21 protein-coding genes are annotated in these 24,386 nt (G+C 61.5%); 13 read left to right on the forward strand and 8 right to left on the reverse strand.

From position 1 onward, the window contains the following. Nucleotides 1-2: 2 nt before the first annotated feature. The gene (locus M0808_RS13120; protein WP_027612526.1) at nucleotides 3-587 is read left to right on the forward strand and encodes a cob(I)yrinic acid a,c-diamide adenosyltransferase; all 585 of its coding nucleotides are present in this window, start codon (nucleotides 3-5) and stop codon (nucleotides 585-587) included. A gap of 110 nt (nucleotides 588-697) precedes the next feature. Here M0808_RS13120 and M0808_RS13125 read toward each other — a convergent pair whose 3' ends face one another. From M0808_RS13125 to secA, 4 genes are all read right to left on the reverse strand, one after another. Next, complete coding sequence (locus M0808_RS13125) at nucleotides 698-1,642, reverse strand: Nudix family hydrolase (protein ID WP_247841360.1); 945 nt, start codon at nucleotides 1,640-1,642, stop codon at nucleotides 698-700. Continuing rightward, nucleotides 1,639-2,271: a glutathione S-transferase family protein gene (locus tag M0808_RS13130; RefSeq protein ID WP_247841362.1), complete on the reverse strand. Its 633-nt coding sequence runs from the start codon at nucleotides 2,269-2,271 to the stop codon at nucleotides 1,639-1,641. The genes M0808_RS13125 and M0808_RS13130 overlap by 4 nt, the downstream gene beginning before the upstream one ends. A gap of 180 nt (nucleotides 2,272-2,451) precedes the next feature. Further along, the gene (gene argJ / locus M0808_RS13135) at nucleotides 2,452-3,669 is read right to left on the reverse strand and encodes a bifunctional glutamate N-acetyltransferase/amino-acid acetyltransferase ArgJ (RefSeq protein WP_247841364.1); all 1,218 of its coding nucleotides are present in this window, start codon (nucleotides 3,667-3,669) and stop codon (nucleotides 2,452-2,454) included. Between the two features lie 122 nt (nucleotides 3,670-3,791). Beyond that, entirely contained in the window at nucleotides 3,792-6,527 is a 2,736-nt protein-coding gene (gene secA / locus M0808_RS13140; protein WP_027612522.1) for a preprotein translocase subunit SecA, read from the reverse strand. A 307-nt stretch (nucleotides 6,528-6,834) separates the two neighbouring features. Here secA and M0808_RS13145 point away from each other — a divergent pair, with 307 nt between their 5' ends. Beyond that, a complete protein-coding gene (locus M0808_RS13145) occupies nucleotides 6,835-7,308 on the forward strand; it encodes a DciA family protein (RefSeq protein WP_247841366.1) in 474 nt (157 codons plus the stop codon). Nucleotides 7,309-7,416: 108 nt separating this feature from the next. Here the strand turns inward: M0808_RS13145 and M0808_RS13150 are convergent, their stop codons facing one another. Then, complete coding sequence (locus M0808_RS13150; RefSeq protein WP_096795099.1) at nucleotides 7,417-8,904, reverse strand: helicase HerA-like domain-containing protein; 1,488 nt, start codon at nucleotides 8,902-8,904, stop codon at nucleotides 7,417-7,419. A 186-nt stretch (nucleotides 8,905-9,090) separates the two neighbouring features. Here M0808_RS13150 and M0808_RS13155 point away from each other — a divergent pair, with 186 nt between their 5' ends. From M0808_RS13155 to M0808_RS13170, 4 genes are all read left to right on the forward strand, one after another. Then, the gene (locus M0808_RS13155) at nucleotides 9,091-10,980 is read left to right on the forward strand and encodes a methyl-accepting chemotaxis protein (protein ID WP_027612519.1); all 1,890 of its coding nucleotides are present in this window, start codon (nucleotides 9,091-9,093) and stop codon (nucleotides 10,978-10,980) included. Nucleotides 10,981-11,265: 285 nt separating this feature from the next. Beyond that, nucleotides 11,266-12,357: a glycosyltransferase family 1 protein gene (locus tag M0808_RS13160; protein ID WP_247841509.1), complete on the forward strand. Its 1,092-nt coding sequence runs from the start codon at nucleotides 11,266-11,268 to the stop codon at nucleotides 12,355-12,357. After that, a complete protein-coding gene (locus M0808_RS13165) occupies nucleotides 12,350-13,126 on the forward strand; it encodes a DUF2334 domain-containing protein (protein WP_247841368.1) in 777 nt (258 codons plus the stop codon). The genes M0808_RS13160 and M0808_RS13165 overlap by 8 nt, the downstream gene beginning before the upstream one ends. Further along, a complete protein-coding gene (locus M0808_RS13170) occupies nucleotides 13,123-14,142 on the forward strand; it encodes a lysylphosphatidylglycerol synthase transmembrane domain-containing protein (protein WP_134787191.1) in 1,020 nt (339 codons plus the stop codon). Before M0808_RS13165 ends, M0808_RS13170 begins: the two co-directional genes overlap by 4 nt. Here M0808_RS13170 and M0808_RS13175 read toward each other — a convergent pair. Next, complete coding sequence (locus M0808_RS13175; RefSeq protein WP_167797083.1) at nucleotides 14,105-14,281, reverse strand: hypothetical protein; 177 nt, start codon at nucleotides 14,279-14,281, stop codon at nucleotides 14,105-14,107. The genes M0808_RS13170 and M0808_RS13175 overlap by 38 nt on opposite strands. Nucleotides 14,282-14,369: 88 nt before the next feature. After that, on the reverse strand, nucleotides 14,370-15,218 hold the full coding sequence (gene purU, locus M0808_RS13180) for a formyltetrahydrofolate deformylase (RefSeq protein ID WP_003227580.1): 849 nt from the start codon (nucleotides 15,216-15,218) through the stop codon (nucleotides 14,370-14,372). A gap of 338 nt (nucleotides 15,219-15,556) precedes the next feature. On the opposite strand from purU, the gene mvaT reads away from it, so the two are divergent. After that, on the forward strand, nucleotides 15,557-15,934 hold the full coding sequence (mvaT, locus tag M0808_RS13185) for a histone-like nucleoid-structuring protein MvaT (protein WP_003227581.1): 378 nt from the start codon (nucleotides 15,557-15,559) through the stop codon (nucleotides 15,932-15,934). Between the two features lie 103 nt (nucleotides 15,935-16,037). Here the strand turns inward: mvaT and sbcB are convergent, their stop codons facing one another. Further along, nucleotides 16,038-17,468 carry an exodeoxyribonuclease I gene (gene sbcB, locus M0808_RS13190; RefSeq protein WP_247841370.1) on the reverse strand — a complete coding sequence of 477 codons (1,431 nt, stop codon included), beginning with the start codon at nucleotides 17,466-17,468 and terminating at the stop codon, nucleotides 16,038-16,040. Between the two features lie 181 nt (nucleotides 17,469-17,649). Between sbcB and M0808_RS13195 the strand changes: the two genes are divergently transcribed. From M0808_RS13195 to M0808_RS13220, 6 genes are read left to right on the forward strand one after another with little or no spacing between them, the layout of a single operon-like run. Then, entirely contained in the window at nucleotides 17,650-18,375 is a 726-nt protein-coding gene (locus tag M0808_RS13195) for an RDD family protein (RefSeq protein WP_097085974.1), read from the forward strand. Continuing rightward, nucleotides 18,372-19,349, forward strand: a complete 978-nt coding sequence (locus M0808_RS13200; protein WP_247841372.1) for a stage II sporulation protein M — start codon at nucleotides 18,372-18,374, stop codon at nucleotides 19,347-19,349. Before M0808_RS13195 ends, M0808_RS13200 begins: the two co-directional genes overlap by 4 nt. Then, the gene (locus tag M0808_RS13205; protein WP_247841374.1) at nucleotides 19,336-20,883 is read left to right on the forward strand and encodes a DUF4129 domain-containing protein; all 1,548 of its coding nucleotides are present in this window, start codon (nucleotides 19,336-19,338) and stop codon (nucleotides 20,881-20,883) included. The genes M0808_RS13200 and M0808_RS13205 overlap by 14 nt, the downstream gene beginning before the upstream one ends. Continuing rightward, nucleotides 20,880-22,043, forward strand: a complete 1,164-nt coding sequence (locus M0808_RS13210; RefSeq protein ID WP_247841376.1) for a DUF4350 domain-containing protein — start codon at nucleotides 20,880-20,882, stop codon at nucleotides 22,041-22,043. Before M0808_RS13205 ends, M0808_RS13210 begins: the two co-directional genes overlap by 4 nt. Continuing rightward, complete coding sequence (locus M0808_RS13215; RefSeq protein ID WP_247841378.1) at nucleotides 22,040-23,041, forward strand: MoxR family ATPase; 1,002 nt, start codon at nucleotides 22,040-22,042, stop codon at nucleotides 23,039-23,041. Before M0808_RS13210 ends, M0808_RS13215 begins: the two co-directional genes overlap by 4 nt. Then, nucleotides 23,038-24,369 carry a DUF58 domain-containing protein gene (locus tag M0808_RS13220; RefSeq protein ID WP_247841380.1) on the forward strand — a complete coding sequence of 444 codons (1,332 nt, stop codon included), beginning with the start codon at nucleotides 23,038-23,040 and terminating at the stop codon, nucleotides 24,367-24,369. The genes M0808_RS13215 and M0808_RS13220 overlap by 4 nt, the downstream gene beginning before the upstream one ends. The last annotated feature ends 17 nt before the right edge of the window (nucleotides 24,370-24,386 follow it).

Raw genomic sequence — 24,386 nt, forward strand, 5'->3', positions numbered from 1 at the left:
CCATGGGCTTTCGCTTGTCGAAGATCTACACCCGCACCGGCGACACCGGCGAAACCGGCCTGGGCGATGGCCGCCGCGTCCCCAAGGATCACCCGCGGATCGAAGCGATTGGCGAAGTCGATACGCTGAACAGTCAGGTCGGCGTGCTGCTGGCCGGGCTGATCGCCGAGCGCGAGGCGTTCCCGGGGCTGAATGAGCTGATCGACGTGCTCGCGCCTTGCCAGCATCGTCTGTTTGACCTCGGCGGAGAGCTGGCGATGCCGGAATATCAGGCGCTGAACACGGCAGAAATCGAGCGCCTGGAAGCGGCGATCGATGTGTGGAACGAGGAATTGGGGCCTCTGGAGAATTTCATTCTGCCCGGTGGGTCGATGCTGATCGCCCAGGCCCATGTGTGCCGCAGTCTGGCGCGGAGTGCCGAGCGCCGTTGTCAGCATTTGAATGCAATTGAGCCATTGGCCGGGGTTGGTTTGGCGTATATCAATCGGTTGTCGGATCTGTTGTTCGTCGCCGCAAGGTTGATTGCGCGGCGGCAGGGGATTGCGGAGATTTTGTGGCAGCCGGCGGCAAAACCTTCAGATATCTAGCGCCTGTACGGACGCCTTCGCGAGCAAGCTCGCTCCCACAGGTATGTGAACGATATAGAACCTGTGGGAGCGAGCTTGCTCGCGAAGGGGCCAGCTATATCAATACGCAATCAAGAATCCGGCCAGAACGCCCGAATCCCCGCCACACCCTGAGCGCCAACACCCCAGGCCTTCTCGCGCTCCGCCGGGCCAACCCCGCCGAGCAAGAACACTGGCTTGCCAAAGCCCTCGATCAACGCCGCAGCCTGCTCCCAGCCCAACGGCTGCGCATCCGGATGGGTCAAGGTTGGTTGAACCGGCGACAAGGTGACGAAATCCACGCCCATCTGCTCGGCCAACGCCAGTTCTTCAGCGTTATGGCAGGACGCCGCCAACCAGCGCTCAGCTGGCAGCGGCCGCCCTGCTGCGGCGTATTTGCGAAGTTGCGCGGCAGTGATATGCCAGCCGGCAGACGGGAAATCGCCGAGCCATTCGAACGGCCCCTTGATCATCAACTGCGCCTTGCCGGCACACAGACCGGCTGCATCCACCGCCAGATCGCGGTATTTGGGGTCATAGCCGTTCGGCGCGCGCAACTGGATCAGTTTGATCCCGCCGGCAATCGCCTTCTGAATGCCGCGCAGCAAGGCCGGGGCTTCCAGATCGTCCGGGGTGATCAGGTATTCGCCGGGCAGACGCGCCGCGGCCACGATCGGCTGATTGGCCGCCGGGAATTCGTAGTTCAGCAGATCCTTGGCGGTCACCCAGGCCAGTGGCTGACCTTCGGCACCGTGCGGCTCACCGGTGAACTGAGACACTTCCCAGACATCCAGCAGTACCTGCTTGTCCGGGTAATCGTGGCGCACCTTGATCAGTGGACGAGCGGCGCCAACGACAATACCCAGCTCTTCCTGCAGCTCGCGAGCCAGTGCGCTTTCGACCGATTCGTCAGCCTCGACCTTGCCGCCGGGAAATTCCCACAAGCCGCCCTGATGCTGGGTGTCGGCACGACGGGCGATGAGGATTTTGCCGCTGTCGTCACGAATGACGGCAGCCGCGACGTGTACACGTTTCACGGATTCAACTCCTCCAGTCCAGCCTTTTGCCACGCCTTGAAGGCGGGCCATTGGTAGACGGTTTCAACATAGGCTTCATCAACCGCCGGCAACTGCACCTGGTAAGTCCGCAGGCGCACGGCAATCGGGGCGAAGAACGCGTCAGCCAGGCTCACCCGGCCAAACAGATACTGCCCAGGCTCCGTGGCGGCAGCGCGGCATTCAGCCCACAGCGCGAGCATGCGTTCGATATCGACCTTCACCTCTGGCGGCACCGGGTTGAGCGGTGCGTCGTGGCTCAGGTTGAACGGCATGTGATTGCGCATGGCGAAAAAGCCACTGTGCATCTGCGCGCAGGCGGATCGCGCCTGGGCACGGGCGAACAGGTCGGTTGGCCAGAGCTGTTCGGACGGGAACTGCTCGGCCAGGTATTCGGCGATCGCCAGAGAGTCGGCGATGGTGCCGCGAGAAGTTAGCAGCAGCGGCACCTTGGCGGTCGGCGAATGCTTGAGCAGCTTCTCGCGGGTGTCGGGCTTGCCGAGCTTGATCAGTTCTTCGCTGTAGGGAGCGCCGGTCAGCTCCAGCGCCAGAGCGGCGCGCAGGGACCAGGAGGAAAGCAGTTTGTCGCCGATGATCAGGTGCAGGGACATGGTGTGGCGCCTTTTCGTCAGTGGAAAGCTTCAAGACTTTTGGTGACTGGGCCGACGCTTTCGCGGGCAAGCCCGCTCCCACAGTAGTTTCGGTCGTGCACAAATCTCGTGTACACCACAGAACCCTGTGGGAGCGGGCTTGCCCGCGAAGAGGCCGGCAGCCCACCCTCACCCTTTGGATCAGGTGCGGTATTCGGCGTTGATCTTCACGTACTCATGCGACAGGTCGGTGGTCCAGATGGTTTCGCTGCAGTCGCCGCGACCCAGTTCGATACGGATGGTGATCTCTTCCCGCTGCATCACCGCCGAACCCTGTGCCTCAGTGTAGGTCGCTGCGCGCGCGCCACGGCTGGCGATGCACACGTCGCCAAGGAACACGTCGATCTTGCTCACATCCAGATTCGGCACGCCGGCACGGCCGACAGCGGCCAGAATACGGCCCCAGTTCGGGTCGGAAGCAAACAGCGCGGTCTTGATCAGTGGCGAGTGGGCCACGGTGTAACCGACGTCGAGGCATTCCTGATGATTGCCGCCGCCGTTGACTTCAACGGTGACGAACTTGGTCGCGCCTTCGCCGTCACGCACGATGGCCTGGGCCACATCCATGCACACTTCGAACACAGCCTGTTTCAGTTTGTTGAACAGCTCGCCTTCGGCGCGAGTGATTTCCGGCAGTGCAGCCTTGCCGGTGGCAATCAGCATGCAGCAGTCGTTGGTCGAAGTGTCGCCGTCGATGGTGATGCGGTTGAACGACTTGTTCGCGCCGTCGAGCATCAGGTTGTGCAGTACGTCGCGGGAAACTTTGGCATCGGTGGCGATGTAGCCGAGCATGGTCGCCATGTTCGGGCGAATCATGCCTGCACCTTTGCTGATGCCGGTGACGGTAATGGTCACGCCATCATGCTCGAACTGGCGGCTGGCACCCTTGGGCAGGGTGTCGGTGGTCATGATGCCGGTGGCGGCGGCTTCCCAGTTGTTTTCCGACAGATCGTCCAGCGCCGCTTGCAGCGCGCCTTCGATCTTCTCAACCGGCAGCGGTTCACCGATCACGCCGGTGGAATACGGCAGGATCTGGCTGGCATCGACACCGGTCAGCTCGGCCAATTTGGCCGTGGTGCGCTCGGCAGCCGCCAGGCCCGGCTCACCGGTGCCGGCGTTGGCGTTACCGGTGTTGGTCAGCAGGTAACGCACGTCGTTGTGCACGCGTTTTTTCGCCAGGATCACCGGCGCGGCGCAAAAGGCGTTCAACGTGAACACACCGGCCACGGTCGAACCTTCGGCGCAGCGCATCACTACCACATCCTTGCGCCCGGGGCGCTTGATGCCGGCCGAGGCAATACCGAGTTCAAAACCGGCAACCGGGTGCAACGTTGGCAAAGGACCAAGACCAACAGCCATGAATGCGCTCCTTACTCAATGATGTCAGCACCGCTCACAGGGATGGCGGTGGTGTAAATGGCAAAACGCCGCGACGGCAGGAGCCGGTCGCGGCGCGGGTATTTCAGCGATTGAAACGGGGGTTACTGGATCTGCCCGTGGCAATGCTTGAATTTCTTGCCCGAACCGCAGTAGCACAGTTCGTTGCGACCCAGCTTCTGCTCGTTGCGCACCGGCGCGGTGGCGAGGGCGACATCGACCTCTTCACCCAATACTTCCGGCTGCTCCAGACCAGGGGCCTCGGCGTGTTCGAACTGCATGCGCGCGGCCAGTGCTTCGGCTTCCTCACGCAGGCGTTGCTCTTCGGCTTCCGGATCTTCGCGGCGCACCTGAACGTGCGACAGCACACGGATCGAGTCGCGCTTGATCGAATCCAGCAGCTCGGAGAACAGCGTGAACGACTCGCGCTTGTATTCCTGCTTCGGGTTCTTCTGGGCGTAGCCACGCAGGTGGATGCCGTGACGCAGGTGATCCATGGTCGACAGGTGGTCTTTCCACAGATCGTCGAGCACGCGCAGAACGATTTGTTTCTCGAACGAGCGCAGTGCTTCGGCACCGGCCTGATCTTCTTTCTCGTTGTACGCTGCCATCAGCTCGACCATCAGCTTCTCGCGCAGGGTCTCTTCGTACAGGTGATCGTCTTCGTCGAGCCATTGCTGGATCGGCAGTTTCACCCCGAAGTCGCTGGCAATCGACGCTTCCAGACCGGCCACGTCCCACTGCTCTGGCAGCGATTGCGGTGGAATGTGCGCGCTGACGGTGGCGTTGAGCACGTCCTGACGGAAATCGGCGATGGTTTCACCGATGTTGTCGGCGGCCAGCAACGTGTTACGCATGTGATAGATCACTTTACGCTGTTCGTTGTTGACGTCGTCGAACTCGAGCAGTTGTTTACGGATGTCGAAGTTGCGACCTTCCACCTTGCGCTGCGCCTTCTCGATCGCGTTGGTCACCATGCGGTGCTCGATCGCTTCGCCCGGCTGCATGCCCAGGGCTTTCATGAAGTTCTTCACCCGGTCAGAGGCGAAGATGCGCATCAGGCTGTCTTCCAGCGACAGGTAGAAGCGGCTGGAACCGGCATCGCCCTGACGGCCGGCACGGCCACGCAGCTGGTTGTCGATACGACGGGATTCGTGACGCTCGGAGGCGATCACCTGCAGACCGCCGGACTCCAGCACTTGCTGGTGACGCTTCTGCCAGTCGGCCTTGATCTGGGCGATCTGCTCGGGGCTCGGGTTTTCCAGCGCCGCGACTTCCACTTCCCAGTTACCGCCCAACAGGATGTCGGTACCACGACCGGCCATGTTGGTGGCGATGGTCAGGGCGCCCGGACGACCGGCTTGCGCGATGATCTCGGCTTCTTTTTCGTGGAATTTGGCGTTCAGCACCTTGTGTTCGATGCCTTCCTTGTTGAGCAGGTTGGACACATGCTCGGAAGTTTCGATGGTCGCGGTGCCCACCAGGATCGGACGGCCCTGGGCCATGCCTTCCTTGATGTCGTTGATGATCGCCGCGTATTTCTCTTCGGCGGTCAGGAACACCAGGTCGTTGAAATCTTTACGCGCCAACGGCTTGTTCGGCGGAATCACCATGACCTGCAGGCCGTAGATCTGGTGGAATTCGAACGCTTCGGTGTCGGCGGTACCGGTCATGCCGGACAGCTTGGTGTACAGACGGAAGTAGTTCTGGAACGTGGTCGAGGCCAGGGTCTGGCTCTCCGCCTGAATGTTCAGACCTTCCTTGGCTTCGATGGCCTGGTGCAGGCCTTCGGACAGACGACGACCCGGCATGGTACGACCGGTGTGTTCGTCGACCAGTACGACCTGACCGTCCTGCACGATGTATTCGACGTTGCGGTGGAACAGCTTGTGCGCACGCAGACCCGAATAGACGTGGGTCAGCAGGCCCAGGTTATGCGCCGAGTACAGGCTCTCGCCTTCAGCCAGCAGGCCGACGCCGGTGAGCATTTCTTCGATGTACTGGTGACCGGCTTCGTTGAGTTCGACCTGACGGGTCTTCTCGTCGATGGTGTAGTGACCGGCCTTGGTGACCTGGCCTTCGACTTCTTCGACGTGCAGTTCCAGCTGCGGGATCAGTTTGTTGATCTCCATGTACAGCTTGGAACTGTCCTCGGCCTGACCGGAAATGATCAGCGGGGTACGGGCTTCGTCGATGAGGATGGAGTCGACTTCGTCGATCACGGCAAAATTGAGTTCGCGCTGGAATTTCTCTTCCATGCTGAACGCCATGTTGTCGCGCAGGTAGTCGAACCCGAATTCGTTGTTGGTACCGTAGGTGATGTCGGCAGCGTAGGCGGCGCGCTTCTCTTCCGGCGGCTGGAACGGCGTCACGACGCCGACGGTCAGGCCGAGGAATTCATACAGCGGGCGCATCCAGTTGGCGTCACGACGGGCCAGGTAGTCGTTCACGGTTACAACGTGCACGCCCTTGCCGGACAGCGCGTTGAGGTAAACGCCCAGGGTTGCCACGAGGGTTTTACCCTCACCGGTACGCATTTCGGCAATCATGCCTTCATGCAAGGTCATGCCGCCGATCAACTGGACGTCGAAGTGGCGCATGCCCATGACGCGCTTGCCTGCTTCACGGGCGACCGCGAAGGCTTCAGGCAACAGCTTGTCGAGGGATTCCCCTTTGGCGATACGGGCCTTGAACTCATTGGTCTTGGCGCGCAATTGATCGTCCGAAAGGGCCACCATTTGCTCTTCGAAGGCATTGACGAGCTGCACCGTCTTGAGCATGCGTTTGACTTCACGCTCGTTCTTGCTTCCAAAAAGTTTCTTTAACAAAGGCGCAAACATATCGGCAGGATCTTCCACACTAAAGGGATGGAGGGCGGCCCCGTGAGTCGCCCGTGCAGCCCTCATGGCCGCATGCGAACGAGCATTCTACCCGGAAACGGTGGTGAGGAAAGTGGCGATATTCCACGATGCTGGCACTGCGCTTTGACGGGGCTCACTTAAAATAAGGGCGTTTTGCTCAACTTCAACCCATCAAGGCAAGAAGTTAGTTGTTGATTTAATGGGTAAAGCAGGGACAAAAGCAATGGGCGAGTGGTTCCGTTGCTTTCTGCTAACATGGCGCCTCTGTTACTTCAGGTGTTCGATCATGGCATTTCGCCCCCTTACAGCCAGAGCGCCCGCCGTTCTGCTACGCGAAGCCAAGCCGCTCAAAGCCATTCTTGGCCATGCCCAACGCCTCGCTCATCTGCAACGCCTGCTTGAAAGCCAGCTGCAACCTGCCGCCCGCGCACATTGTCATGTGGCCAAGTGGCGTGAAGGCGAACTGTCGCTGGTGGTCACCGACGGCCATTGGGCGACACGCCTGCGCTACCAGCAAAAACGCCTGCAACGGCAATTGCAGCTGTTCGAAGAGTTCGCCAACCTGACGCGAATCAAATTCAGTGTGCGACCACCGATCGTCCAGCCTGGGGCTGTCGGGCACACGATGGACCTGTCGAGTAATGCCGCGGCAACCATTCAGTCCACGGCCGACGGGATCAGCGATCCTGCTTTGCGTGCGGCACTTGAGCGTCTGGCGGCGCACGCAAAGACAAAACCTGATATCAATTCAAAAAACTGACACTTATCCGATGTGAGAGCGGGCTTGCTCGCGAAGGCGTCCTTTCAGTCAACATTATTGTTGACTGGCAGACCGCTTTCGCGAGCAAGCCCGCTCCCACAGTTTGGATCAACGCCGTTTGCTGCCACCGAGCAACGACCCCATCAAGCCGCGCACCAGTTGTTTACCCAGATTGTTGGCCGCCTGACGCATGGCTGACTTCAACGCCTGCCCCGCCGCCGTGCCCAGAAACTCTCCGGCACGATCAGCCAGGCTCGGCTCTTCGGCTGCCGGCTTACCCGCTGGCGCATCCGCCTCCGGCGCCAGATCCTTGCGGCCCATCAGGATTTCATATGCCGACTCACGATCGATCGGTTTGTCATATCGGCCCTTGAACGGCGACCCGGCGATCAGCATCGTGCGTTCGGTTTCGCTCAACGGCCCGATCCGCGACTGTGGCGGCGCCACCAGCACCCGCTGGACCATCTCCGGCGTGCCTTTTTCCTGCAGCGTCCCGACCAGTGCTTCACCGATGCCCAGCTCGGTCAGTACCGACAAGGTGTCGAACGCCGGATTCGGCCGGAAGCCATCGGCTACCGCTCGCAGGGATTTCTGTTCCTTGGCAGTGAACGCACGCAAGCCGTGCTGAATCCGCAGGCCAAGTTGCGCGAGCACGTCATCCGGCAGGTCGCCCGGCGACTGGGTGACGAAATACACACCCACGCCTTTCGAGCGAATCAGCCGCACCACCTGTTCCAGACGTTCCTGCAACGCCTTGGGCGTATCGCCGAACAACAAATGCGCTTCATCGAAGAACAGCGCCAGCAGCGGTTTGTCGGCATCGCCGCGCTCCGGCAATTGCTCGAACAGCTCGGCCAGCAGCCACAGCAGGAACGTCGCGTAGACTTTTGGCGCCTCATGTACCAGACGACTGGCATCGAGCAAATGAATCCGCCCACGACCATCGGCGGCCGGTTGCAGAATGTCTTCGAGTTGCAGCGCCGGTTCGCCGAACAGGGCTTCAGCGCCTTGCTGCTCCAGGGTCGCCAGCCGGCGCAACAGTGCCTGGCTGGAACCGGTGGTCATCAGCGCGGCGTCTTCGCCGAGCAACTGCGGGTTATCCTTGAGGTGATTGAGCAGCGCCTTGAGGTCTTTCAGATCCAGCAGCAACAGGCCTTCGCGATCGGCCACTTTAAACGCCGCGTACAGCGCCGACTGCTGGCTGTCGGTCAGTTCCAGCAGGCTGCCGATCAGCAACGGGCCCATTTCACTCAACGTGGTGCGCAACGGATGACCGGATTCACCGTGAATGTCCCACAGCGTCACCGGATAAGCCTGCGGCTTGTGGTCGAGCCAGGGCATCCCGGCGATGCGCTCGGCGACCTTGCCCTGCGGATTGCCGGCGGCGCCCAGGCCGCACAGGTCGCCCTTGATGTCGGCGGCGAACACCGCCACGCCGGCATCACTGAACGCTTCGGCAAGGCGTTGCAAAGTCACGGTCTTGCCGGTCCCGGTCGCTCCGGCGATCAGCCCGTGGCGGTTAGCCAGGCGCATGGCCTGAGCAATCGGTTGCCCCGCCAGATCGGCGCCGATAACGAGTTGCGATGTGTCAGGCATTTTGTCACCTATGGTTAATCTTTAATCCGCTGTGGCCGATAGATAAGGGCGAGAACCTGACTGAAAAGTCGGTCGGACATTTCCCTAAGGAGAGTCGGAAATATCAGTTTGTTTCACCCTTGCCCATATTGCGCGTCTTTATAAAAGCACGCCCAGGACATTAAGACCTTAGCGGAACCCCAAGCCATGAACAAAAACCTGCGCTTCAGCCATAAAATTTTGCTTGCCGCCGCCCTCATCGTCATCGCCGCTTTCGCCTCGTTCACGCTGTACAACGACTGGCTGCAACGCAACGCGATCCGCGATGACCTGAACAACTATCTCAACGAGATGGGCGAAGTCACCGCCGATAACATCCAGACCTGGCTCAACGGGCGCATTCTGCTGGTCGAGAACGCCGCCCAGAATATTGCCATCAATCCGGACCCGGCCAACGTCGCCAGCCTGCTGGAACAGAAATCCCTGACCTCGACGTTCATGGCCACTTACCTGGGCGATGCCACCGGTCACTTCACCATCCGTCCGGACGTGAAGATGCCGGACGGTTTCGATCCTCGGGTGCGCCCTTGGTATAAAGGGGCCGAGAGCAGCAGCGCGTCGACCCTGACCGAACCGTACATCGACGCCGCCACCGGGCAGTTGATCATCTCCATCGCCACCGCCTCGAAAAAGGCCGGTCAGAGCGTCGGCGTGGTCGGCGGTGACCTGAGCCTGCAAACCCTGGTCGACACCCTCACCGCCCGGGACTTCTCCGGCATGGGCTACGCCTTCCTGGTCAGCGCTGACGGCAAGATCCTCGTGCATCCGGACAAGGCACTGGTGATGAAATCACTGAAAGAAGCCTATCCGCAGGACACCCCGCGCATCAGCAGCGACTTCAGTGAAATCACCGTCGATGGCAAGACCCGCATCGTCAGCTTCGCGCCGATCAAAGGCCTGCCGTCAGTCAACTGGTACATCGGGCTGTCGGTGGACAAGGACAAAGCCTTCTCGATGCTCAGTGAGTTCCGCACCTCGGCGGTGATTGCCACGGTGATTGCGGTGGTGATCATCATCGCGTTGCTGGGCATGCTGATTCGCCTGCTGATCCAGCCGCTGCACGTCATGACCCGCGCCATGGAAGACATCGCCGACGGTGAGGGCGACCTGACCAAGCGCCTGACCATCGTCAATAACGATGAGTTTGGCGTGCTGGGTACCGCATTCAACCGTTTCGTTGAGCGTATTCACGGCTCGATCCGCGAAGTGTCGTCGGCCACCGGCCAGGTCAACGAGGTTGCGCTGCGCGTGGTCGCGGCGTCCAACTCGTCGATGTACAACTCCGACCAGCAGGCCTCGCGCACCAGCAGCGTCGCCGCCGCGATCAATCAACTGGGCGCCGCCGCCCAGGAAATCGCCCGCAACGCCGCGCAAGCCTCGAACCAGGCCAGTGACGCCCGCGGCCTCGCCGAAGACGGCCAGCAAGTGGTGGATCGCAGCATCAAGGCGATGAATCAACTGTCGAGCATGCTCAGCGCCTCCAGCAGCAACATCGAGTCGCTGAACAGCAAAACCGTGAACATCGGGCAGATCCTCGAAGTGATCACCAGCATCTCCCAGCAGACCAATCTGCTGGCGCTCAATGCCGCCATCGAAGCGGCGCGTGCCGGTGAGGCCGGACGCGGTTTTGCCGTGGTCGCCGACGAAGTGCGCAACCTGGCGCACCGCACTCAGGAATCGGCGCAGCAGGTACAAACCATGATCGAGGAGCTGCAAGTCGGCGCCCGTGAATCGGTGAGCACCATGAGCGACAGCCAGCGCCACAGCCAGGACAGCGTGGAAATCGCCAACCTCGCTGGCGAACGCCTCAACAGCGTGACCCAGCGTATCGGCGAAATCGACGGGATGAACCAGTCGGTAGCGACCGCGACCGAGGAACAGACCGCAGTGGTCGAGTCGATCAACGTCGACATCACCGAGATCAATACGCTGAACCAGGAAGGCGTCGAGAACCTGCAGGCGACGTTGCGCGCCTGTTCGGATCTGGAGCAGCAGGCTTCGCGCCTGAAGCAGCTGGTCGGTAGCTTCCGCATCTAAGATCAAAAGCCTCCCCCCTCACCCCAACCCTCTCCCCCCAAGGGGCGAGGGGAAAGGGAGCCGATCTTCAAGCTTTTCAAGACCTGAGTTCGACTCCGACTTTCAGGTCGATGTATCAAGCCAAAACACCACGGTCAGTCCCCTCTCCCTCAGGGAGAGGGTTAGGGTGAGGGCCGTTTCAGCTCTACCGCGTATTCCCGACCGAACATCTATTCTGGATAAAGGTCAACCAAGGGAGTGCAACGCAGCGGAGGGTTGATCACTGTGCATATCGCCGACATCACCATGTTCTACGCCCCGGCCAGCGGCGGCGTACGCACCTATCTGGATGCCAAGCATCGTCGGTTGGGGGGCAAAACGGGCATTCGTCATAGCCTGCTGATTCCCGGCGCTCATTTCGGTGATAACGACGGTATCTACACCGTGCCCGCACCCGCCCTACCCTTCGGCAAAGGCTATCGCTTCCCGCTGCGTCTCGCGCCATGGCGCAATGTCCTGCAGGGTTTGCAGCCGGATCTGATCGAAGTCGGCGACCCGTACCTCACCGCGTGGGCGGCGCTGGATGCGCGACGGCAACTGGACGTACCGGTGATCGGCTTTTATCACTCGGACCTGCCGCTACTGGTCGGCAATCGCATGGGCCATTGGGTCACGCCGAACGTCGAGGCGTACGTCACCAAGCTCTATGGCAACTTCGATCGAGTGCTGGCGCCCAGCCAGGTGATGGCCGACAAGCTCACTGGTCTGGGAGTGCGCAATGTATTCGTGCAGCCATTGGGCGTGGATCTGCAAACCTTTCACCCTGACGCCCGCGACAACGGCCTGCGCGCCGAACTGGGAATTGCCGAAGACACGCGCCTGCTGATCTTTGCCGGGCGCGGTTCCAAAGAGAAGAACCTGCCGGTGCTGCTCAAATGCATGCAGCGCCTCGGCCCACGCTATCACCTGCTGCTGGTTGGCTCGTCGATGCCGGCCGTGGTCCCGGACAATGTCAGCGTGATCGACGGGTTCTGTCCCGCCGCCACCGTGGCCCGGTTGATGGCCAGCGCCGATGCCCTGATCCATGCCGGTGACCAGGAAACCTTCGGTCTGGTGATCCTTGAAGCCATGGCCTGCGGGATTCCGGTAGTCGCCGTGGCGGCCGGGGCGTTTGAAGAGATCGTCACCGAAGACTGCGGCTTGCTTTGTGCGCCGAACAACCCACAAGCCATGGCCAATGCCGTGCGCGAGCTGTTCAGTCGCGGCTGCGTGAAACTCGGCCAACAGGCGCGGCAACACGTTGAACGGCGTTATTCCTGGGACAGTGTGGTCGACAGCTTGCTCGGTCACTATCACGCGGTGCTCGGTCACTCGCTGCCAAGGGTGGCCAATGGCTGATTCCTTGAATGACCGCGCAGTGCTGCTGGTGCTGCACGACGTGGCACCGTCGACGTGGGCGGATTATCGGCCATTTGTCGAGGCGGTCGACGCAATGGGCGGCGTGCCGATGACCTGGCTGGTCGTTCCGGATTTCCATGGCCACGATGCGCTTGAGGATCATCCCGCGTTTTGCCGAATGCTCGGCGAGCGGCTGGCCCGTGGCGATGAACTGGCCTTGCACGGCTATTACCATGACGACCGCGAGCCAGCGCCAGCCACACCCCGCGACTGGTTCATGCGCCGAATCTACACCCACGAAGGGGAGTTTTATCGCCTGTCCCGTGAAGCTGCAATTGCTCGCCTGCGCGACGGTATCGAACTGTTCCGGCGCAATGGCTGGCCGTTGCACGGCTTCGTCGCCCCGGCCTGGTTGATGAGCGAGGGCACGCGCCAGGCCCTTCGCGAAACACCATTGAGCTACACCAGCGACCCGCAACATCTTTATCAATTACCGGATTTCACCGCCATCAACGCCCCGGGTCTGGTGTGGAGTGCGCGCAGCGCCTGGCGCCGGGGTCTGTCAAAACTCGTCAGCGAGCAACGCGAACAGCAGTGGCGCGACGCCGCGGTGATTCGTCTAGGCTTGCACCCGGTAGACATGCGCCACGCCTTCGCGCGTGATTACTGGCTACGAACCCTTGAACGGCTGCTGGCAGAAGGACGCACGCCCATGACCAAAATCGACTGGCTCACTGAGCAACGCGAGCGAATGGAGCGCGCTGCATGAGTCGCGGCATTGTGTTGTTGATCGGCCTGCTCGCTGCTGTACTGATCCCGGTGTTGCTCGGCGGCGGCGAGATCGGTGCGCGCCTGCAAAATTTCCCCCTGCAATGGCTGCTGATCATGTTCGGCATGATTCTGCTCTGCTGGGGCATCAACACCCTGCGTCTGCGCCTGCTGCTGGGTGATCAGCGCGATCGGGTCACGCCGCTGAAAAGTCTCGGCGTGGTCATGGCCGCCGAGTTCGCCTACTGCGCCACTCCCGGCGGCAGTGGCGGACCGCTGACGATCATGGCGTTGCTGGCGCGCTGCGGCGTACGCCCGGCCCGTGGCAGCGCAGTGTTTGCCATGGATCAGTTGAGCGATCTGCTGTTCTTTCTCTGCGCCCTGAGCGGCATCCTGATTTACGCGTTGTTTCAGCATCTCAGTGACCGCCTGGAGTGGTTGCTGATGGTCAGCGCCGTGTCGCTGTTCGGTGGGCTGTTCAGTTGCGTGCTGCTGGCGCGCTACCACCGCCGCCTGATCCTTCTGAGTGGACGCCTGCTTGCCCGCCTCAACGTGCAACCGGCCACGCGTCGGCGCTGGGCGCGCAAGCTGCTGCATTTTCTCGACGCATTTATCGACACCCTCAAGTTGCCGTGGCAAACCCTGGTCAAGGTGTTCGCCCTGACCTGCATGCACTGGCTGCTACGCTACAGCGTGTTGTATCTGGCCCTGCGCGGACTGGGCGCGGACCTGCAGTGGGCCTGGAGTTTTCTGGTGCAGATGCTGTCGCTGGGGGCTGGCCAAATGAGCCTGTTGCCCGGTGGAGCGGGCGCCGCAGAGCTGACCTCGGCGGCGCTGCTGGCGCCGATGGTCGGCAAATCCACTGCGGCGGCAGCGATTCTGATCTGGCGGGTGGTGACGTTCTATTTCTATCTGGTGGTGGGCGGCCCGGTGTTTCTATTGATGCTGGGGCGGCCGCTGCTCAAGAAGCTGTTGAAGATCAGGCAGGCTTCTCAGGTTCGTCCGCCTGCTCCTTGAGCTGCTCCCACAGCTCGGCGGCGCCGGGAAACTCGGTGCCGTCTTCCGGGCTCAGGTCATCCGGGTCGTAGCGGCTCAAACAGCCCTCCCCCAGAGTGGCAGGCGCTTTCGAAGTGGCTTTGTCCAATGGGTCGCTCACGGGCAGTTCCTCAAGGGCTGAAACGAAAAAAGGGCCTGGGACGATTGAACGCCCAGGCCCTTTTTTATTCAAGTACGCGCAGGTTCGATCAGAACACCACGGTCTTGTTGCCGTGCACCAGCACACGGTCTTCGAGGTGATAACGCAAGCCTCGGGCCAACACCATCTTCTCGACGTCACGGCCGAAACGCACCATGTCTTCGATGCTGTCGCTGTGGCTGACACGCACCACGTCCTGCTCGATGATCGGACCGGCGTCCAGCTCTTCGGTCACGTAGTGGCAAGTCGCGCCGATCAGCTTCACGCCGCGCAGCGACGCCTGATGGTACGGCTTGGCGCCGACGAACGACGGCAGGAAGCTGTGGTGAATGTTGATCACCTTGTGCGCGTATTCGCGGCACAGGGCCGGCGGCAGGATCTGCATGTAGCGCGCCAGCACCACCACTTCGGCATCGTGCTGTTTGACCAGACGCGAGACTTCGGCGAACGCCGGCTCCTTGTCCTGCGGATTGACCGGGACATGGTAATAAGGAATGCCGTGCCACTCGACCATGCTGCGCAGGTCATTGTGGTTGGAAATCACGCAGGAGATTTCGCAATCGAGCTCGTCGCTGTGCCAGCGGTGCAGCAAGTCGGCCAGGCAGTGGGATTCGCGGCTGGCCATCAGCACCACGCGTTTCTTCTGCTCGGTGTCGGTGATGCGCCAGTCCATCGAGAACTCTTCGGCGATCGGCGCAAACTTCTCGCGCAGCACTTCAATACCGAACGGCAGCGAATCGGCGCGGATCTCGTGACGCATGAAGAACCAGCCGTTCTGATTATCCGAGTGGTGGCTCGCTTCGGTGATCCAGCCGTTGTGGGATGCCAGAAAGTTACTGACTTTGGCAACGATGCCAACGCGGTCAGGGCAGGAAATCACCAACCGAAAGGTGCGCATGGGGGGAAAACTCCAGAACTTCGCAAAGGCGGCCATTCTAGCGACTGTGCGCGGAAACTGCAGTATTGATGACCACATGTCCGCAGGCAGGCCCGATTAGCGACGCCTGACGCCACGCGCGGCGAAACCATAGTCCTGCAGTGAAGCTGTTCGGCCAGATAATTGTGAATATTCGTGATGACTGCATCACATTATTTAAATGACCATTCAATTTACCGGTTATTCCTTGCAACTAATTCAAATAAAAAAACCGGTTAAATGTTTACTTGATGAAACAGCCTGACTATTATTGCGGCACTGTCCCCTGCCATTCAACACATCTGCATAAGGTAGTTACCATGTCCTTGATCAACGAATATCGCGCCACCGAAGAAGCAATCAAAGAGCTGCAAGCGCGTTTGAAGAACCTGTCGCAAGACGACAAACTGCAAGCCGAGCTGGAATTCGAAGGCAAACTGCGCACCCTGATGGGCGAATACTCCAAGTCCCTGCGCGACATCATCGCCCTGCTGGATCCGGAATCGAAAACCAAAGGCACCCGTGGCGCCGCAGTAAAAACTACCGGCACCAAGCGCGCGCGCAAAGTTAAACAATACAAAAACCCGCATAACGGCGAAGTCATCGAAACCAAAGGTGGCAACCACAAGACTCTGAAAGAGTGGAAAGCCAAGTGGGGCGGTGACGTGGTTGAAGGCTGGGCTACCCTGCTGGGCTAAGCCGCAACGCCTGTCGCAGACTGATTCTGCGGCCCATGAAAAACGCCAGCATACGCTGGCGTTTTTTTATGCCCGGCATTTCATGGGCACACTATGTTCGATTTCAAAGATTCAAACGTTTGCGCAATGCCTGGACATAATTCTGCCACTCATTGAGCACTTGATTCTGTATCGGCGTAGCACTAAGCGCCCATTGCTGCGCGGCCTCGGCAAAAGATTGCAGGGTATTAGGCGCGCCCATTTGCGGCTCGGACAAACGCTGCTGACAGAATATTCTCCAGCGTTCTTGCTCCTCGAAATTCAACGTGTCGGGAAAGTTGCGTGCGCGATATCGAAAGAGTAATTCCGGCAGACGTTCATCATCGAACGGCCAGTGCTCTTGCGCTAATTGCGCCGGATCCGCCGTTCTCACTTGCTCGCATAGACGCCGATCGCGATCACCGATAAATCCATCGTACAACTGCTGTTCCGGATCTTCGCTAGGCGTGAAGTCTTCGCTGGCGTAAATCGCCGCGACTTTATCTTTCCAAACTTGTTGTGCGTCACTTAGCCGCAGTGCACGTGCCTGATACAGCGCCATGTCCAGGCCCAGACGCTGCTGATCGTCGGCACGCAACACCGACAACGGCGCCACCACCGGGCAGCGATTGATGTGAATCAGTTTCAGCGGCACCGGCAGTTCACCCTCGGCGAGGTCGTCGCGGCGGGTGTACAGGCGCCGGCGCAGGGTTTCGGCGTCCAGGTCCAGCAAGCCTTGCGGATCAAGGTGCAGGTCACAGACGATCAGCGCATTGCGATTACGCGGATGCCAGGCCAATGGCAGCACCACACCGACATAGTGCCGCGCCGCCGAGAAGCGTCCGGAGATATGCACCAGCGGTTGCAGCAGGCGAATCTGATCCATGACCTTCTGTTTGCTGCGCAGTTGAAACAGCCAGTCATACAACTTCGGCTGTTTCTCGCGGATCAACCGCGCCAGCGCAATGGTGGCGCGCACGTCCGAGAGCGCTTCGTGCGCATGCCCATGGTCGATGTGGTTGGCCGCCGTCAGGCGTTCGAGCTTGAGGGTGACCTTGCCTTCGTCGTCGGTCGGCCAGACCAGGCCATCCGGGCGCAACCCATACGCGGCGCGCACCACATCGATCAGGTCCCAGCGACTGTTGCCGCCCTGCCATTCGCGGGCATACGGGTCGAAGAAGTTGCGGTACAGGCTGTAGCGGGTCATCTCGTCGTCGAAACGCAAGGTGTTGTAACCCGCACCGCAAGTGCCGGGCGCCGCCAGTTGCGCGTGTACGCGGGTCATGAAGTCGGCTTCGCTCAAACCCTGTTCGGCGAGACAGCTCGGGGTGATACCGGTAATGGCGCACGCCGCCGGGTGCGGCAGGATGTCTTCGCTGGGCTGGCAGTAGAGGTTGACCGGTTCGTCGATTTCATTGAGGTCGTGGTCGGTGCGAATCCCGGCGACCTGCAGCGGACGGTCGTTGCGCGGATTGATGCCGGTGGTCTCGTAGTCGTACCAGAAGATTGAAGTCACGGGCGGTTCCTGAACTGAAGATCGGCAAAGTCTAGGCGTTGAACCGCGGTCGCGGCCAGCGCTGTGTCATTCAACCACCGCGCATCACACGATGTGCAATACATAGTTATGTCGTTTTCCCCCAAGAGGCTGCTAGCATCGGACCGACTTCGCATCCCGATCCGGCCCCATCAGGTAGCCCATGCTCGAGAACACAGCACTGCCACGGAAAGCACCGCTGAACCCGCCACTCGATACCCGCTATCAAGTGGAAACCCCGGAGGGCATCGACCTGCCGTTGCGCCCGGCCGGTCTGATGGTGCGCAGCCTCGCCTTCGGTATCGACCTGGGCATTCGCGGGGCCATCCTCGGCGTGCTGTTTCTGCTGCTGGCGTTTCTCGGCCAGCTCGGCATGGGTCTGGGTTCGCTGCTGCTGTTTGCCGTCAGCTGGTGGTACATGGTGCTGTTCGAAGTGTTGCGTCAGGGCCGTTCGCCGGGCAAGCAATGGATGGGCCTGCGGGTGATCCACGATGACGGCACACCGATCGGCTGGTCGGCCTCGCTGCTGCGCAACCTGCTGCGTTTTGTCGATCTGCTGCCGTTCGGCTATTTCCTCGGTGCCATCAGTTGCCTGCAACACCCGACCTTCAAACGCCTCGGCGACATCGCCGCCGGCACGCTGGTGGTCTACAGCGAACGCGCCCTGCTCCGCCCGCAATTACCTGACGCCCAGCCACGCAGCTCGCCCGTGCCGCTCAACCTCGGCGAACAACGCGCCTTGCTCGCCTTCGCCGAACGTCAGGCTGAACTGTCGCCGGCGCGGGTCAATGAGCTGGCCGCGCTGCTCGCCCAACCGCTGCACATCTCGGCGCCCAAAGCGGTCAGCGAACTCAATGGTATCGCCCGTGGCTTGTTGGGTCCGACATGAAGCAGAGTCTTTTCGAAGCTCGTCACAAGGCCGAATGGGAGCGCTTCATCCTGGCCCTCGAACGCCTCGAACATGGCAAGGACACTTCGCAGGCAGCCAGTTTCCCCAAGGCTTATCGACGCCTCTGCCAGCATCTGGCGCTGGCACAGGCGCGTGGCTACAGCAGTTTTCTGATCGACTCGCTGCAACAACTGGTGTTGCGCGGCCACCAGCAGCTGTATCGGCACCGCAGGAGATTCGGCGCCAACCTCCTGGGTTTCATCCTCGCTGACTTTCCTCGACTGGTGCGTGCCGAATGGCCGTTCGTGCTGGCCGCTGGTCTGGTGTTTTTCGGCAGCCTGATCGGCTTTGCCTTGCTGGTGTATGCCTTTCCCGAACTGATCTACAACCTGATCCCCGCCGAACAGGTGCGCGACATGCAAAGCATGTACGACCCGGTGGCCGGGCACCTCGGGCGCTCGGCCGAACGGGCGGCCAGCGAAGACTGGGTGATGTTCGGCTATTACGTGATGCACAACATTGGCATCGCCTTTCAGACTTTCGCCAGCGGTTTGCTGCTGGGCGTCGGTAGCGCGTTCTTCCTGTTCTATAACGGCTTGATCATCGGCGCGGTGGCCGGGCACCTGACCGAAATCGGTTTTGGCCAGACGTTCTGGTCGTTCGTGATCGGCCACGGCGCCTTCGAGCTGAGCGCCATTGCCCTGGCGGGCGCGGCGGGGCTAAAGCTCGGCTGGGCAGTGATTGCACCGGGGCGGCTGACCCGTGGTGAAGCACTGGTGGAGGCGGCGCGCAAAAGCGTGCTGCTGGTGTGCGGGGTCATGCTGTTCCTGCTGATCGCAGCATTCATCGAAGCGTATTGGTCGTCGAAGACCGGGGTCACACCGCCGATCAAATATGCGGTCGGTGCCGCATTGTGGCTCGCAGTAGCGGCCTATCTGCTGTTCGCCGGAAGGACACGCCATGCGCCTGAGTGATGCCACCGTGGCGATCCGTCCGCGCAGCACCTGGGAAGCCATGGACCTTGGCGTGCTCATGAGCCAGCAGCATCGACGCCTGCTGATGACCAGTTGGGCCATCGTCACCCTGCCGCTGTTCGCGGTGCTGACGTTGTTGCTATGGGATTCGCCGTCGCTGGCAGTATTCATTTTCTGGTGGCTGAAACCAGCCTACGAACGTCTGCCGCTGTACATCCTGTCCAAAGCCCTGTTCGGCGAAACACCGACACTGAAACAGGCCCTGCGCGAATTTCCTCGACTGCTCAAACCACAATGGCTGGCCAGCCTGACCTGGCGCCGGCTGAGCCTGAGTCGCAGCTTCCTGCTGCCGGTGGTGCAACTCGAAGGCCTCGACGGCACCGCTCGCCAGCAACGCTTGCAAGTGTTGCTGCAACGCAATGCCGGCGCCGCGCAATGGCTGACGATCATCGGCATGCATCTGGAGACCGCACTGTGGATCGGCCTGATGGTGCTGTTCTACATGCTGCTGCCGCAGCAGATTGAAACCGACTGGGACTGGCAATCGCTGATCCTCGACTCCGATCACCATTGGCGTTGGCTGGAACACCTGACTAACGCTTTCTACGCGCTGGTGCTGGTGGTCTGGGAACCGATTTATGTCGCCTGCGGTTTCAGCCTGTATCTGAACCGGCGCACCGCACTGGAAGCGTGGGACATCGAGTTGGTATTCCGTCGTTTGCGCCAGCGTTTGAACAGCAGCGCTCTGGGTTTGCTGTTGGCGGTCTGTCTTTTGCTGCCGGCGGTGCCACCCGTATGGGCTGCAGCCGATCCCGCCAGCGCACCGGAGGCACCCCGCCTGTTGCACCAACCGCTGACCAGTCAGGCTGCGCACGACAGCATCAAGGCGCTGCTCGAACAACCGCCATTCAAGAACAAGGAAAGCGTGACCCGCTATCGCTTTGGCGACGATCCGGCAGCCCCGGCCGAAGCCAAACCCGGCGAGGCGCCGCAATGGCTGAAAACCCTGCTCGGCTGGCTGGACAGTCAGCGCTTCAATGCGCTGGCCGGCCTGATTGAAGTGTTGTTGTGGGGAGCGTTGATCGCCGCTGTGGGCTGGCTGATCTGGCGCTATCGCGAGTTCCTGAGCACCTTCGTCAGTCGCCGGCCGAAGCTGCCCGCCCGCGTCAGGCCACCTGCGCCGCAACAAGCATTTGGCCTGGACCTGACCCCGCAGTCCTTGCCCGACGACATCGCCGCCAGCGCCGAACAACTCTGGCAGACCCAGCCGCGCGCGGCGCTGGGCCTGCTCTATCGCGGCTTGCTCAGCCGTCTGCTGCACGACTTTGCCCTGACCTTGAAACCTGCAGACACCGAGCATCAGGTGCTGCTGCGGGTCGAGCAATTGCAGCGCCCTGAACTGCTGGCGTTCAGTCGCACCCTGACGCTGCACTGGCAGAACATGGCCTACGGGCACCGCGTGCCGGCGGCACATCTGCAACAGGAACTGTGTGACGGCTGGCGCGCCTTGTTCGAGCAGGGAGCGCGCGCTTGAACCGGCGCAACGCGTGGCTGCTCGGCGGGCTGATGGTCGCCCTGCTCGCGGCGTTGAGCGTTTATCTGTACCTCAAGGCGCGGCCCTATCAGGAAGTGATCGATCACGGTCCCTCGCCCCAGGCGCAGGCCAATCCTTATCTGGCGGCAGAACTGTTTTTGCGCGAGCGCGGCCTCAACGTCGGCCAGGCCGAAACACTGGCGGTGCTGCCCGATATCGATCCGCGTCGGCACACCCTGCTGTTGTTCGGCGAGCGCTCGCGCATGACCCCGCGGCAGGTCGATCAGGTGTTGAACTGGGCCCGCGCCGGTGGGCGCCTGGTGTTCGTGGCCGAAGCGCTGTGGGACAAGCAGGCCAGACAAAGCGATGATCTGTTGCTGGATCGGGTGCAGTTGCACCAGTCCCTGAGCAAGGACCTCAAGGAGCCGCCGGCGGAGCTGGCCGATGATCCGTACCCGAATCTGACCAAGCTCTACCTGGAAGACGAGGACGCGCCGGCCTACGCCGGTTTCGACACCGCGTTCCATCTGGACGATCCGAAAAATCTCGCCCAGGCCTGGGCCAACAGCGCCAAGGCCACGCACATGATGCAACTGCCGTACGGCCTCGGCTCGATCACCGTGGTCACCGATGCCGAACTGTGGAAAACCCCGGCCATCAGCAAGCACGACAACGCCTGGCTGCTCTGGTACCTGAGCGCCGACACCGACGTCACGCTGATTTTCAACACCGCACACGACGGTCTGCTGACCTTGCTCTGGCGTTACTTCCCGCAAGCCATCGTCGCTCTGCTGGCACTGATCGGCCTCGGCCTGTGGCACGTTGCTGTGCGCCATGGACCACTGCAGGCACCCGCCCCGAGTGGCCGCCGGCAGTTGCAGGAACACCTGCGCGCCAGTGCCGATTTCATCCTGCGCCAAAACGGTCAGCACACGCTGTTGCAAGCCCTGCAACAGGACGTGCTGCGCCGCGCCCGCCGCCGCTATCCCGGCTTCGACCAATTGAACGTGGCCGAGCAATGGCTGGTGCTGTCGCGCCTGACCCGACAGCCGACCCGCGCCATCAGTCAGGCCCTCAGCCCGGTGCCGAAACAGCGCATGAGCAGCGCTGATTTCAGTCGCCAGGTGGCCCACCTGCAAACCTTGAGGAACACGCTATGAGTGAACAGATCGAGCCCGGCAGCGCCAGCCACGCCGCCCAGCAACGCCAGCGTGCCAGCCAGTTGGCGCAAGCGCTGCGCGGCGAATTGCAGAAGGCCCTGATCGGCCAGAACAGCGTGATCGACGATGTGCTGACCGCACTGATCGCCGGCGGCCACGTGCTGCTTGAGGGCGTTCCGGGGCTGGGCAAGACCTTGCTGGTACGGGCGCTGGCGCGTTGCTTTGGCGGCGAGTTCACGCGCATCCAGTTCACCCCGGACCTGATGCCCAGCGACGTCACCGGCCACGCGGTGTACGACCTGCACACCGAGCAGTTCAAGCTGCGCAAGGGGCCGCTGTTCACCAACCTGCTGCTGGCCGACGAGATCAACCGTGCCCCGGCAAAAACCCAGGCTGCGTTGCTCGAAGCGATGCAGGAACGTCAGGTCACCCTCGAAGGTCGGGCGCTGCCGATCGCCCAGCCGTTCATGGTGCTCGCCACCCAGAATCCGATCGAGCAGGAAGGCACTTACCCCTTGCCGGAAGCCGAGCTCGACCGTTTCATGCTCAAGGTGCGCATGGATTACCCCGAGGCCGAACAGGAGTTGAACATGGTGCGTCAGGTCAGCCGCTCGACCCGCGCCGACATGCTCGACGTGCAGCCGTTGCGCACGGTCCTGCAAGCCAAGGACGTGCAGGCCTTGCAACGCATCGCCAGCGACTTGCCGATTGACGATCAAGTGCTGGATTACGCGGTGCGGGTGGCGCGCAGCACCCGTTCCTGGCCCGGCCTGACCCTCGGCGCCGGGCCGCGTGCCTCGATTGCGCTGGTGCGATGCGCCCGCGCCCGTGCGTTGCTGCGCGGCGGCGAGTTCGTGATTCCCGATGACATCAAGGGTTGCGCGCTCTCGGTGCTGCGCCATCGGGTGCGAGTGGCGCCGGAGCTGGACATCGAAGGTCTGCAGGTCGATCAGGTGCTGCAGCAACTGCTCGACCAAGTGCCGGCGCCACGCCTGTGAAACCGTCACGCCTGCTGCTGATCTGGCTCGCGATTCTGCTGGCCGTCGGCACGCTGCTGGGCACGCTGCAAGCCCTCGACATCGACGTACCCGCCACGCTGTTGTCGATCAACTGGGGCTTGCTCCTGGCCCTGCTGGTGCTGGCGATCATCGATGCGCTGCGCCTGAACAACCTGCCCTCGCCGCGCATCCAGCGGCAGATGCCCGGCAGCCTGGCACTCGGCCGTTGGAGCGAGGTGCGGCTGCAGCTCAGCCATGACTTCATCGAGCCGGTCGCGGTGGAGATTTTCGACCACGTGCCACAGGGCCTGAGCTTCGAAAACCTGCCGCTGGCGATTGAACTGCAACCCGGGCAATTCAGCGCGGTCGGCTACCGTCTGCGCCCGCTCAAGCGCGGGCACTTCAGCTTCGAGCATTGCGAAATCAACCTGCCCAGCCCGTTCGGTCTGTGGACAGGCAAACGCCTGCTCGCCGTGAGCGGCGAGATCCGCGTCTACCCGGACTTCGCAAAGCTCTACGGTGGGCAGTTGTTGGCGGTGGACAACTGGCTCAGCCAGCTCGGTGTGCGCCAGCGCCAGCGTCGCGGGCAGGGTCAGGAATTTCATCAGTTGCGCGAATTTCGCGAAGGCGACAGCCTGCGCCAGATCGACTGGAAAGCCACCGCCCGCCAGCGCACGCCGATTGCCCGCGAGTATGAAGACGAGCGTGATCAACAGATCATGTTCATGCTCGATTGCGGCCGGCAAATGCGCAGCCAGGATGGCGAGCTGTCACATTTCGACCATGCGCTGAATGCGTGTCTGCTGCTGAGCCATGTCGCGCTGCGTCAGGGCGATGCCGTGGGGCTGAGCACCTTCGCCGTCGCGCAACCGCGTTTTCTCGCGCCGATCAAGGGTTCCAGTCAGCTCAAGGTCCTGCTCAACGCCGTTTATGATCTGGACAGCAGTCAGCGTCCTGCCGACTATTCAACCGCGACCAGCCAGCTGTTGGCCCGACAGAAGCGCCGGGCGCTGATCGTGCTGCTGACCAACCTGCGTGACGAGGACACCGAAGACCTTCTCGCCAGCGTCAAACGTCTGAGCCAGCAGCATCAAGTGCTGGTGGTCAGCCTGCGCGAGGAAGCCCTCGACCGCGTGCGCAATGCCCCGGTACAAACGCTGCCCGAAGCACTGGCCTATTGCGGCACGGTGGATTACCTCAATGCCCGGGCCGAGCTGCATGAGCAGTTGAATGCTCATGCAGTTCAGGTGCTGGATGTGCGCCCTGACGAATTGAGCACAGGGCTGGTTAACCGCTACCTCAACTGGAAGCGCGCTGGGGTCATGTAACAATCCGCACATCGCAC

It is taken from the genome of Pseudomonas sp. MWU12-3103b, assembly GCF_023100615.1.
GTDB classification, from domain to species: Bacteria; Pseudomonadota; Gammaproteobacteria; order Pseudomonadales; family Pseudomonadaceae; genus Aquipseudomonas; species Aquipseudomonas putida_A.